Source organism: Pseudomonas sp. TE21435, from assembly GCF_056279265.1.
Map to the genome: position 1 here is coordinate 5,263,187 of NZ_JBWBQZ010000001.1, position 11,632 is coordinate 5,274,818.

Consider the following 11,632-nt stretch of genomic DNA (forward strand, 5'->3'; position numbering starts at 1 on the left):
TCGACTTTCTGTCGAGACTGTTCGCCGTTTCAACTGCGCCGAGGTGCTACCACAACTAGCCGTTCGGTTGACGATGTTAAGTGGGAGATCGATATGAGAGTTTTCAGCATACCCTTGAATATTGCGGTGGGTGTGATAACCGTCATGTCAGGCACTGGCCTGGTCGAGGCCAAGGTACTCGACAATCAGAGCGAAACGGTCACGGGTCCGGTCGCGGATACATACGAGTTGAGAAACGGATCGACCCTGGAGATCACCGCCACCGGCAGCACACAGGGTATAACGGTCTCTACGGGGTCGACCGTCACTGTCAACGGTGGACAGGTAGCCGCCACTGGCGCCCAAGCCGGCATCAACCTGCGCGATGGCACCCAGGCGCTGCTCAATGGCGCAACCGTAACGGGTGGGGCGACGGCAGCCTCGTTCGGCGTTTCGGCGCGTCTAGCCTCCAGTATCCGAGCCCAGGGCAGCACGATTGCAGGTGGTAGTGGTGCCTCCCTTGTGCAAGGCAGCAGTCTTGTACTGGAAGGCAGCACGCTCACTGGGTTGGAACGCGTCGGTGCTTTCGTCGTCGGCTCCAGTCTGCAAGCCACGGGTGGCAGCCTTATCAGTGGCAAGACCTATGGTCTGGATGTACGCCAGGAGTCGGCAGCCAACGGCGGTGGCGACTCCCGGGTGATCCTGGATGGATCGACGGTCAGGGGCGACACCGAGAGTGCCATCATCGTCAGGGCCGGTAGCGGTAAGTCCACCGGCACCGCACATATTCTGGTGGCCAATGGCAGCCAGCTTATCGGTGGCAATGGCAATATCCTCGAGGTCATCGGCGGCATGACCGCCGACTTCACCGCAGACAACAGTCAACTGAGCGGCGACGTAGTGGTGGAAGCCGGCAGTACCGCGAACCTGCTGCTGCAGAACAATGCCTCGCTGCGGGGGAGCCTGGTCAATGTGCAGAGCCTGGAGCTGAACAGCGGTGGCCGCTGGATCCTGACCAAGGATGGCGAGGTTGGCGACCTCACGCTCGACAATGGCACGGTGGATTTCACCGACCGGGACACAACGACTGGCTTCAAGACCCTGACGGTAGACAACCTCAAGGGCTCGGGCATCTTCGTGATGGACATCGACCTGGCCAGTGGTACCGGCGATTTGCTGAAGGTCACCGGGGCCGCCGAGGGCAGCCACCAGTTGAGCATCGCCAGTACCGGCGCCGATCCGGTCGAAGGGCAGGCTCCGCACCGTATCGTCGAAACCGGTGGTGGTGATGCGACCTTCGGCCTGCTGCACGATATCGATTTCGGTACCTACACCTACACCCTGGAAAAAGGCGAGGGCGAGGACAACTGGTACCTGGTGCAGAAGTTCGACGACAGCGGCAGCCCCATCGTGACGCCGGGCGCCCGGGCAGTGCTGGGGATGTTCAGTGCCGCACCCACCGTCTGGTATGGCGAGCTGTCCTCGTTGCGCAGCCGCATGGGTGAATTGCGCCTGGGGCATGGCCAGGGCATCTGGATGCGCAGCTACGGCAACCGCTACAACCTTTCGGCGGGCAACGCTGTGGCCTATCAGCAGGACCAGAACGGTGTGAGTTTCGGTGCCGACGGCGCGGTGCCAGGCCACGACGGGCGCTGGCTGCTCGGGGTCATGGGCGGTTACAGCGAGTCCGACCTGGACTTCAGCCTCGGTTCATCCGGCAAGGTCAAGAGCTACTACGTCGGTGCCTACAGCAGCTGGATGGCCGACAATGGGTACTACATTGATGCCGTGCTCAAGTACAACCGTTTCCGTAATCGCAACGACGTGGTGATGAGCGATGGTCGCAAGACCAAGGGTGACTATCACAATGACGGCCTCGGGGCCTCGGTGGAGGTCGGGCGGCACTTCAAGCTGGACGATGGCTGGTATGTCGAGCCGTTCACCCAGCTGTCCACGCTGTGGGTCGATGATAACGGCTACACGTTGGACAACGGCATGCGCGCCCAGAGCGATGGCGCCAACTCGGTGCTCGGCAAGGTCGGTGCGCAGGTCGGGCGCAGCCTGGCGCTGGACAACGGCAGTGTCCTGCAGCCTTACCTGAAAGTCGCGGCGGCTCACGAGTTCATCAACAGCAACAAGGTGAAGATCAACGACAACCACTTCACCAACGACCTCTCCGGCACCCGTGGCGAGGTGGCCGTGGGCCTGGTGGCGCAGGTCTCGGAAGTGCTGCAGCTGCACGGCGAGTTCCAGTACAGCAATGGCGAGCATATCGAGCAGCCGTACGGGGTCAACCTGGGGTTGCGCTACAACTTCTGATCGCCCGCCGGCATCCACTTGCTGGAGCCCGATTCTACAGGCTCAGCATTCGCTTACATTCGCGGGTAGTCGATATACCCGACCGGGCCTTTGCCATAGAACGTCTCCGAATGCGGCGCATTGAGCGGTGCATCGGCGGCCAGGCGCGCTGGCAGGTCGGGGTTGGCGATGAACGGAATGCCGAAGGCCACGGCATCGGCTTTGCCGCTGGCCAGGGCAGCATTGGCGCCGGCCTTGTCAAAGCGCTCGTTGACGATGTAGGGGCCGCCGAACGCTGCCTTGATCAGCGGACCGATGCTGTCGTCAGCTTCTTTCTCCCGCGAGCAGATGAAGGCGATGCCGCGTTTGCCCAGCTCCCGGGCCACATAGGTGAATGTTTCGGCACGGTTGGCGTCGCCCATGTCATGGGCATCGGCCCGTGGCGCCAGGTGCACGCCCACGCGGCCGGAGCCCCACACCTCGATGGCGGCATCGGTCACTTCCAGCAGTAACCGCGCGCGGTTCTCCAGCGAGCCGCCATAGCGGTCGGTGCGCTGGTTGGTGCTGCTCTGCAGGAACTGGTCGAGCAGGTAGCCGTTGGCTCCGTGGATCTCCACGCCATCGAAGCCGGCGGCCTTGGCGTTCTCGGCGCCACTGCGGTAGGCCTCGACGATGTCGGCGATCTCTTCGGTTTCCAGCGCGCGCGGGGTCGGGTAGTCACTGAGCGGGCGCACCAGGCTGACGTGGCCCTTGGGCTGGATCGCACTTGGGGCCACCGGTAGTTCACCGTTGAGGTACGACGGGTGGGAGATGCGCCCGACGTGCCACAGTTGCAGGAAGATGCGCCCACCCGCGCCATGGATGGCCTTGGTCACGTTGTGCCAGCCACGCACCTGCTGGTCGTTCCAGATCCCGGGAGTATCCGGATAGCCGACGCCCATCGGCGTGACCGAGGTCGCCTCGCTGAGGATCAGGCCGGCGCTGGCGCGTTGCACGTAGTACTCGGCCATCAGCGCATTGGGCACGCGGCCTTCGTCGGCGCGGCAACGGGTCAGTGGGGCCATGATGATGCGGTTGGGCAGCTCGAGGTCGCCCAGTGTGATCGGGTCGAACAACGTCGTCATGTGCAAAGCCTCGCTTGGATCAGGTCAGAGCTCTTGGCTCATGTGCTCGAGGAACGCCTTGATGGTCGCCTCGTTGCGTTTGAAGAAATGCCACTGGCCGATCTTCTGGCTGCTGATCAGGCCTGCGCGCTGCAAGGTGGCCAGGTGGGCGGACACGGTCGACTGCGACAGGCCGCAGCGTTGGTCGATCTGCCCGGCACACACACCATGCTCGGTGCTGTGGTGCTGGTCGGGGAACTGCGCGGCCGGGTCTTTCAGCCAGTTGAGGATGTCGCGCCGAACCGGATGGGCCAGGGCTTTTATTATTTCGTCGAGATCGAGGGGCATGGTTGGGCTCGTGGCGTGTAGCGGTACATCGCGATGGATCGAAATATAAATCGCTGTATCGCGATATACAAATATGAAGTGATCCTAAGGCCAGCAGCATTGGCTATATCGTCTTGTGACGATATAGAAGGCAGCGGTGCTAGACTGGCGCCATGAACTATCTCGCGCACCTTCATCTGGGCGGCCCCGCGCCGCAGCAACTGCTTGGCAGCCTGTATGGCGATTTCGTCAAGGGCGAGCTCGCGGGGCGCTTCCCGCCTGCGCTGGAGGCTTCGATTCGGCTGCACCGACACATCGACCGCTACACCGACAGCCACCCGCTGGTGCTGGCGGCGCTGGCGCGTTTTCCGCGTGAGCGGCGGCGGTTCGCGGGGATCGTCCTGGATGTGTTCTTCGACCACTGCCTGGCGCGGCATTGGGCGGCATATGCCGAGCAGCCGCTGACGCAATTCACCGATAATTTCTACAAGGTATTGCTCGCCGAGCCGGAGTTGCCGGGCCGGTTGGCGCGCATTGCGCCGTTGATGGCGGCCGACGACTGGCTGGGAGCGTATGGCGATTTCGCCACCCTGGAGCAGGTGTTTACCGGGATTGCCCGGCGCCTGTCGCGGCCTGAGGGGATGGCAGGGGTGATGGTGGAACTGGAGCGGTTGTACGAGCCGTTGTTGGCGGACTTTCGCGAGTTCTATCCGCAGTTGCAGGCATTTGCCCAGGCACAGCAATCGGCTTGAGTCCGCAATCGCGGATTCAGGCTGCCCGAGCCTGTCGCCTCGGTGCCACCTCGACATTCTCTACGCCGAACAGCGCCAGATGGACCGCCTGTTGCGCTTCGAAAGCCAGTACCGCGCGTTCCTTGCCCGCGCTGCCGATTGGCGGCAACAGGTGGATCAGCACTTGTCCGCGGTCCTGCGCGAACAGCCGCATCAAGTGGGAAACCAGGTCGTCCTCGCCAATGAACGGCGCGATCGGATCGGTCTGGCCCGCGCGCAGGTACTGGATTGCCACAGGCTGTAGCGGCGTGACCTGGTCGATCGCCCCGGCCAGCAGGCGCCCATGGAAGGTGCGCAGGCTGCGACCGTCCGTGGTGGTGCCTTCGGGGAAGATCAACAGGGGGCGTTGCTCGCCCAATTGTTCGCTGATCTGCTCGCGCAGGCGTTGTGCATCGCCGCCGCCGCGACGAATGAACAGCGTCCCGGCCTTCTCGGCCAGCCAGCCGGCCAGCGGCCAGTGGCGTACCTCGGCCTTGGACAGGAACGACAGCGGGGTGAGCATACCCAGCAGCGGGATGTCGGTCCACGACACATGGTTGCAGACCCATAGCATCGGTTGTTGCGGCAGCTCGCCCCTGACCTGCACGTCGAAGGGCAGGGCGGCGACCAGATACCCCATGAACAGCCGTGTCCAGCGTTGGCGCTGTTCTATCGAGGCGTTCAGCCCCAGACGCTCGCCCAGGGCGATAACGCAGGCCATGGCCAGCCCCAGGGTCAGCACCAGAAACAGCCGCAGCAGGCGGGCACCGGCCCGCAGGCGCCGCATCAGACCGCCGCCTTGAAGTGACGGGCGTAGCGCGGGCAGAGGTCGTCGCGCTTGAGCAGGATGAACACGTCGGCAACCTGGAAATCCTCGTCCCAGCACGGCTCGCCGCAGATCTTCGCGCCCAGGCGCATGTAGGCCTTGAGCAGCGGGGGCATTTCGGCGATGACGTTGTTCGGCAGCGGCAGGCTGGGCAGCGGCTTCTTCGGTTCGGCACGCAGGTGCTCGGTGCACAGGTAGCGTTCACGCAGGCGCTGCATGATGGCGTGGGCCTGCACGCCGCCGTCCTGCATGGGGATGCTGGCACAGCCCATCAGGTAACTGTAGCGGCCCTCGTTGAGCACTTCGGCCAGTTCGCTCCAGAGCACGGCGATGGTGCCGCCGTTGCGGTAGGCCGGGTCGACGCAGGTGCGGCCCAACTCGAGGATCGGCCCCTGCAGCTGCAACAGGCCGTGCAGGCTGAACTCCTCTTCGCTGTAGAAGCGGCCCAGGCTGCTGGCGGCCTGGTGGTCGAGCAGGCGGGTGGTGGCAACCAGCTGGCCGGTGGCCAGGTCGCGCACGCCGATGTGGCGGCAGTGGATGTCGTAGTCGTCCATGTCCAGCCCGTGTTCGGCGCCCTTGAGCTTGGCCTTGAATTCGGCGCTGAACACCTTGAAGCGCAGGGCCTGTGCTTCCTGCAGGGCCGCGGCGCCGACCAGGCGCTCGGCTTGCAGACGGCGTTCAGTGCTGTTGTCGCCAGAGCGAGCGATCCGAGTCATTGCGAGTCTCCATAAGCCAGCCAAAGGGTTGCGGCCGGTCGGCTTTGTTGTGCAAAGTCAGCCTAGGTACGCCCGGTGTCACCCCCGTGAATCTTTGGTGATGCTTGCGTGACACCCCTCAAAGGAGCTTGCGATGGCCTGGTTGCAACGACTCAACGACCCCTTGCGCCACCCGCTGGCGGCGACCCTGGGTGAAACCTATGCGGCGGTGCTCGAGCGCCTGGGGGCGGTGGCGCCGTTCGAGCTGGCGGTATTGGGCGGGCGTGCCATGGCCACGCCCGGTCTGGCCTTCCTGCTCGGCTACCAGGCGGCACTGCGGGTGCTGTGGCCCAGCGCACCGGCCAGCTTGGGGGCGCTGTGTGCCACCGAGCGGCGCAGCGTGCGCCCGGCGGACATGCACACCCGCCTGGACGGCCTGCGCCTGACCGGCAACAAGGACTTCGTCACCGCCGGGCTGGACGCTGAATGGCTGCTGGTGGCCGCGCGCCACGAAGGCGCGGGCGAGGCGCCGCGCTTGCAACTGGCGGTGGTCTATCCGGGCGAGCCGGGGGTCAGCCTCGAAGCCTTGCCGACCCTGCCGTTGATGCCTGAGGTCGGCCATGGCCGCCTGCAGCTCCAGGATGCCGCGTGCGAGTTGCTGGCCGGCGATGGCTGGGATGCCTACGTCAAGCCGTTCCGCTCCCTCGAAGACCTGTATGTGCTCGCCGCGCTGGTGGCTTGGCTGCATGGCGTTGCCCAGGAGTGCGCCTGGCCGCAGCCACTCCGTCTGAAACTGATCGGGCTGCTCGCCGGCTGCGCCGAGGGCAGCCGGCAATGCCCGGACAGCGTGGCCTGCCATTTGCTGCTGGGGGGCCTGTTTGCCCAGTTCCAGGGCTTGCGGGGCGAGATCGAGCAGGCGCTCGCCGCCGGGCCGGCGCACTGGACTCAGTTGTGGCAACGTGACCAGGGCGTGCTGGCGCTGGCCGGCGCCGCCCGTGACAAGCGCCTGGCCAAGGCCTGGGCTGCCGCTGGATTGTCATGAAAGCCTGAGACGCTGGATGGTCTTTGAGCCCCCACACAGGCCTCCCATGAAGTCACTGTTCCTTGCCTGTGCCCTGGCTGTAGCTTCAGCCAGGGCCGAAGACTGGCCCGCGGCGCAGTGGCCAGTCGACAACGCCGTCATCGACTGGCAAGCCGTAGACACCTACGCCTTCGCGCCATGCGATGCCGTGCGCGGTGGCATTCGCACCGATGCGTTGTTGATCATCCGCGACGGGCGCATTCTCCATGAACGCTACACCGAGCCGACCCGTGCCGACACACCCCACCTGACCTGGTCGGTGAGCAAGAGCGTGCTGGCCACGGTCATGGGCGTGGCTTACGGCGAGGGGCGATTCAGGCTTGATGACCCGGCTGCCCGCTATTACCCGGCCCTGCAGCGGCATGCCGGACTGCGCCTGGCCGACCTGCTGCACTGGGCCAGTGGCCTGGCCTGGCAGGAAGATTACGAATATGCGCCATTGAAGTCGTCGGTGGTGGCCATGCTCTACACCCGTGGCCGCACCGACATGGCCGCCTACACGGCATCCAGGCCCGCTGCCAGTGCGCCTGGCACGCAGTTCGTCTACTCAAGCGGTGACAGCAACCTGCTGGCCGCCAGCCTGCGCGGCATGCTCGCACCTGAGCGCTATGCGGACTATCCCTGGCAAGCCCTGTTCACCCCACTTGGGATCGACAGTGCGGTCTGGGAGCGTGATGGCGCGGGCACTTATGTAGGTTCCTCGTACCTCTATCTCAGTGCGCGCGATCTGGCGCGCATCGGTCTGTTGATGCAGCGTGACGGGCACTGGCGCGAGCAACAGTTGCTGCCGGCCGAGTGGGTGGCGTTCAACCGCACTTTGTTCAGCGCCGCGCAGCCTGTGCCGGGTGAAGCCAACCCCGGCGGGCACTGGTGGCTCAACCAGTCATTGCCCGGCCAGCCAGTGCCGTGGCCGGATGCGCCGAGCAACACGTTCGCCGCACTCGGCCACTGGGGCCAGGCGCTCTATGTGCTGCCCACGCAAAAGCTGGTGATCGTGCGCTACGCCGATGACCGCGATGGCAGCTTCAGCCACAACGAACTGCTCAAGCGGGTGCTGGCGGCCGTCGCCGGGGAGGGGGCATGAAGCGGGTCGTGCTTCTGCTGGTACTGGCCCTGTCGGCCTGGGGCTGGCACGAGCGCCAGGCGTTGGCGGACTTCTCGGATATCCTTTCGGCCTACTCGGCGAAAGAGTACTGCTCGTGCCGGTTCGTGATGGGTTTCGCTGAGGCCTATTGCCGGGGCTATGTGCGCCAGTACCTGCCCTTGGGCCTGCTGGAAGAGGACAGCTCCCGGCGTCTGGTCACCGCCGAGGGCCTAGGTCGGCGCAACCAGGCGGCCTGGCAGGGCAACCGCGAAGGCTGCCGCTTGCTGCCGTGAAACCGTGCAGGTAAGGTTGACGGCCTTGATTCACAGGATTTCACATGTTCAAGCCGTCCCGCCTGCTGCCCGCCCTCCTGCTCGCCCTGTGCCTGCCCGCCCATGCCAACTGGCACCTGGATGGCGAGTCCTCGCGCCTGTCCTTCGTCACCGGCAAGAATGGCAATATCGCCGAGGTCAACCGTTTCCTGGTGCTGCATGGCAAGGTCGACCGCAAGGGCGCGGCCGAGGTCAGCATCGAGATGGACTCGATCAGCAGCGGCATCCCACTGCGTGACGAGCGCATGCGCGACAGCCTGTTCGCCTTCGAGCAGTTCCCCGAGGCCACGGTGCAGGCACAGATCGACCTGCGCCCGATCAACGACCTGGCCAACGGCGCGCAGCTGGAACTGCGCTTGCCGGTGAGCGTGACCCTGCACGGCCAGACCCGCAGCTACAACACCCTGCTGCTGGCCACACGCCTGGACGAGCGGCGTTTCCAGGTGGTGACGCTGGAGCCGCTGATCCTGCGCGCCTCGGCGTTCGGCCTGCTGCCGGGCCTGGAAAACCTGCGCAAGCTGGCCGGGCTCAAGTCGATCAACCCCTCGGTGCCGGTGAGCGCGGTGCTGATCTTCACCGCCCGCTGACATGCCGGGGCCGGTCTTCCCCTGGCGGGATGGCAACCAGTTCGAACTGCTGATCGACGGCCCCGAGTTCTTCCCGCGCATGCTCCTGGCGATCGTGCGTGCCGAGTTCCAGGTCGACCTGGAGCTTTACCTGGTCGAGGCCGGCGCCTGCGCCGAGGCTGTGGTCGACGCCCTGGAGCAGGCGGCTCGGCGCGGCGTGCGGGTACGCTGCCTGTTCGACGACTACGGTTCGCTGGCCTTTACCGTGTCGTTGCGCGAGCGTCTGCTGGCGGCGGGTGTCCAGCTGCGCTGGTACAACCGCCTGCGCTGGCGCCGGGGCTTGCGCAACCTCTATCGCGATCATCGCAAGCTGTTGCTGGTGGACGAACGCTGGGCGGTGGTCGGCGGTACCGGGGTCACCGACGAGTTCTGGACACCGGATGCCGACACCAGCGCGTGGCACGAGGTGATGGTGCGCATGGAGGGGCCGATCGTCACCGATTGGCAACTCTTGTTCGACCGCCAGTGGCACGCCAACCAGCGCCGCACCGCCTGGCGCCCGCCCGAGGGCTTCGGCCTGCCGCGCCTGCCCCAGGTGCCGGCGCAGGGGCAGGGCATGGGCCGGGTGGCCTATGCCGACGCCCGTCAGCACAAGGACATCCTGCATGCGCTGGTGCGCGCGCTGAACAGCGGCCAGCGGCGCATCTGGCTGGCCACGCCCTATTTCCTGCCGACCTTCAGCGTGCGGCGCTCGCTGCGCCGTGCCGCGCAGAAGGGCATCGACGTGCGCCTGCTGCTCACCGGCCCGCGCACCGACCACCCGGCGGTGCGCTATGCCGGGCACCGCTATTACCCAAGGCTGCTGCGTGCCGGGGTGCGGATATTCGAATACCAGCCATGCTTCCTGCACCTGAAGATGGTGCTGGTGGACGACTGGGTCAGCGTCGGCTCCTGCAACTTCGATCACTGGAACCTGCGCTTCAACCTCGAGGCCAACGTCGAAGCCATCGATCCGCCGCTGAGTGCTGCTGTCGCCGCCAGCTTCGAGCGCGATTTCGCCCAGAGCCTGGAGGTCGACCTGGCGCGCTGGCATGCCCGTCCACTGTGGCGTCGGGTGCAACAGCGCCTGTGGGGCTGGCTGGACCGGCTGGTGGCCAATCTGCTGGATCGCCGCGACTAGCGACGTATATCGCCGTCACGCAAAGCAGACTATCGTGCTGGAACTGTTCCCAGACAACCGATGGAGTGGATGCGATGACGGCGAAGAAGATTCTCATGCTGGTGGGTGACTATGTGGAGGACTACGAAGTGATGGTGCCGTTCCAGGCCCTGGCCATGGTCGGCCATACCGTCCATGCCGTGTGCCCGGAGAAGATCGCCGGGCAGACGGTGCGCACGGCAATTCACGATTTCGAAGGCGAGCAGACCTACAGCGAGAAGCCCGGGCACAACTTCGCGTTGAACTACGACTTCGTTCAGGTGCGGGCCGAGAGCTATGACGCGTTGCTGATCCCCGGTGGGCGTGCGCCGGAATACCTGCGCCTGAACGACAAGGTGCTGGAGCTGGTCAAGGCGTTCGACCTGGCCGGCAAGCCGATCGCGGCGGTGTGCCATGGGGCGCAGTTGCTGGCGGCGGCAGGTGTGCTCGAAGGGCGTGAGTGCAGCGCTTATCCCGCCTGTGCGCCCGAGGTACGGCTGGCGGGCGGACGGTTCATCGATATCGCGGTGGACCAGGCCCATGTGGACGGCAACCTGGTGACGGCGCCGGCCTGGCCTGCGCATCCGGCGTGGCTTGCGGCGTTTCTCAAGGTGCTTGGGACGCGCATTCAGTAAGGTCGTGAGCAGTCTGTCGGTAGCGGTCCTGGAGAAGCACCTGTCGCACAGGGACAACGGCAGGTTGCGATGCCGATGGTAGGGTTTCCCCTCAGGCCGGCTTGCCCGAGCGCGTTATCCACCGCGACCAGACGACTGCTTCCCCATGGAAATACGCTTGCTGCATGGCGCGGCGATTGCGCCTTATATCGATGAGCTTGCGCGCTTGCGCCTGACGGTGTTTCGCGAGTATCCCTACCTCTATGAAGGTTCGCTGGAGCATGAGACGAATCACTTGGCCACCTACGCCGATTCTGGTCGCAGCCTGATGGTGGTGGCATTGGACGGTGGCCAATTAGTAGGTGCCTCCACCGGCCTGCCGCTGACAGACGAGACGCCTCTCTTCCAGCAACCGTTCCTTGCCCAGGGACGTGATCCGACGTCGGTGTACTACTTTGGTGGCTCGGTGTTGCTACCTGCTTATCGCAGTCAGGGCCTGGGCGTGCGCTTTTTCATCGAGCGCGAATCGTATGCACACAAGTTGGCCGAGTTTGATTACTGCGCGTTCTGCGTTGTCGAGCGCCCAGGCATACACCCGCTGCGGCCTGCCAATTACAAACCATTGCACGGTTTCTGGCGTAACCGCGGCTTCCTGCAGGACCCTTCATTGCGTACCCGTCATGCCTGGCGCGATCGGGACGAGCAGGAAAGCAGCGACAAGATCATGTCGTTCTGGCTCAAGGCGCTACCGATATGATC

The 11,632-nt window shown here is 65.0% G+C and carries 13 protein-coding genes; 9 read left to right on the forward strand and 4 right to left on the reverse strand.

The genetic code is table 11. The features are described 5' to 3' along the window. The first annotated feature begins 144 nt into the window (after positions 1–144). The gene (locus ACZ9C1_RS23845; RefSeq protein WP_277503013.1) at positions 145–2,298 is read left to right on the forward strand and encodes an autotransporter outer membrane beta-barrel domain-containing protein; all 2,154 of its coding nucleotides are present in this window, start codon (positions 145–147) and stop codon (positions 2,296–2,298) included. A gap of 53 nt (positions 2,299–2,351) precedes the next feature. On the opposite strand, the gene ACZ9C1_RS23850 is transcribed toward ACZ9C1_RS23845, so the two are convergent. After that, a complete protein-coding gene (locus tag ACZ9C1_RS23850; RefSeq protein ID WP_277503014.1) occupies positions 2,352–3,401 on the reverse strand; it encodes an alkene reductase in 1,050 nt (349 codons plus the stop codon). 24 nt (positions 3,402–3,425) lie between these two features. Beyond that, positions 3,426–3,728 (reverse strand): ArsR/SmtB family transcription factor, encoded by a 303-nt coding sequence (locus ACZ9C1_RS23855; protein ID WP_110697584.1) that lies wholly within the window; start codon positions 3,726–3,728, stop codon positions 3,426–3,428. Between the two features lie 152 nt (positions 3,729–3,880). Here ACZ9C1_RS23855 and ACZ9C1_RS23860 point away from each other — a divergent pair, with 152 nt between their 5' ends. Further along, positions 3,881–4,459: an acyl carrier protein phosphodiesterase gene (locus ACZ9C1_RS23860; RefSeq protein WP_476254436.1), complete on the forward strand. Its 579-nt coding sequence runs from the start codon at positions 3,881–3,883 to the stop codon at positions 4,457–4,459. A gap of 16 nt (positions 4,460–4,475) precedes the next feature. Here the strand turns inward: ACZ9C1_RS23860 and ACZ9C1_RS23865 are convergent, their stop codons facing one another. After that, a complete protein-coding gene (locus ACZ9C1_RS23865) occupies positions 4,476–5,264 on the reverse strand; it encodes a lysophospholipid acyltransferase family protein (RefSeq protein WP_277503016.1) in 789 nt (262 codons plus the stop codon). Beyond that, the gene (gene olsB, locus ACZ9C1_RS23870) at positions 5,264–6,019 is read right to left on the reverse strand and encodes an L-ornithine N(alpha)-acyltransferase (protein WP_139669390.1); all 756 of its coding nucleotides are present in this window, start codon (positions 6,017–6,019) and stop codon (positions 5,264–5,266) included. Before olsB ends, ACZ9C1_RS23865 begins: the two co-directional genes overlap by 1 nt. A 133-nt stretch (positions 6,020–6,152) precedes the next feature. On the opposite strand from olsB, the gene ACZ9C1_RS23875 reads away from it, so the two are divergent. The 7 genes from ACZ9C1_RS23875 to ACZ9C1_RS23905 all read left to right on the forward strand — a co-directional run bounded on the left by ACZ9C1_RS23875 (position 6,153) and on the right by ACZ9C1_RS23905 (position 11,630). Beyond that, complete coding sequence (locus ACZ9C1_RS23875; protein ID WP_476254437.1) at positions 6,153–7,040, forward strand: acyl-CoA dehydrogenase middle domain-containing protein; 888 nt, start codon at positions 6,153–6,155, stop codon at positions 7,038–7,040. A 46-nt stretch (positions 7,041–7,086) separates the two neighbouring features. Beyond that, positions 7,087–8,163 (forward strand): serine hydrolase domain-containing protein, encoded by a 1,077-nt coding sequence (locus ACZ9C1_RS23880; RefSeq protein WP_277503019.1) that lies wholly within the window; start codon positions 7,087–7,089, stop codon positions 8,161–8,163. Next, the gene (locus tag ACZ9C1_RS23885; RefSeq protein WP_102682796.1) at positions 8,160–8,456 is read left to right on the forward strand and encodes an amidase; all 297 of its coding nucleotides are present in this window, start codon (positions 8,160–8,162) and stop codon (positions 8,454–8,456) included. Before ACZ9C1_RS23880 ends, ACZ9C1_RS23885 begins: the two co-directional genes overlap by 4 nt. A 44-nt stretch (positions 8,457–8,500) precedes the next feature. Continuing rightward, positions 8,501–9,082, forward strand: a complete 582-nt coding sequence (locus tag ACZ9C1_RS23890) for a YceI family protein (protein ID WP_102682795.1) — start codon at positions 8,501–8,503, stop codon at positions 9,080–9,082. Between the two features lies 1 nt (position 9,083). After that, the gene (locus ACZ9C1_RS23895) at positions 9,084–10,241 is read left to right on the forward strand and encodes a phospholipase D-like domain-containing protein (protein WP_476254438.1); all 1,158 of its coding nucleotides are present in this window, start codon (positions 9,084–9,086) and stop codon (positions 10,239–10,241) included. 74 nt (positions 10,242–10,315) lie between these two features. After that, positions 10,316–10,894, forward strand: coding sequence for a DJ-1/PfpI family protein (locus ACZ9C1_RS23900; protein WP_139669400.1), 579 nt, complete (start codon positions 10,316–10,318; stop codon positions 10,892–10,894). A 145-nt stretch (positions 10,895–11,039) separates the two neighbouring features. Continuing rightward, on the forward strand, positions 11,040–11,630 hold the full coding sequence (locus ACZ9C1_RS23905) for a GNAT family acetyltransferase (protein ID WP_277503020.1): 591 nt from the start codon (positions 11,040–11,042) through the stop codon (positions 11,628–11,630). The last annotated feature ends 2 nt before the right edge of the window (positions 11,631–11,632 follow it).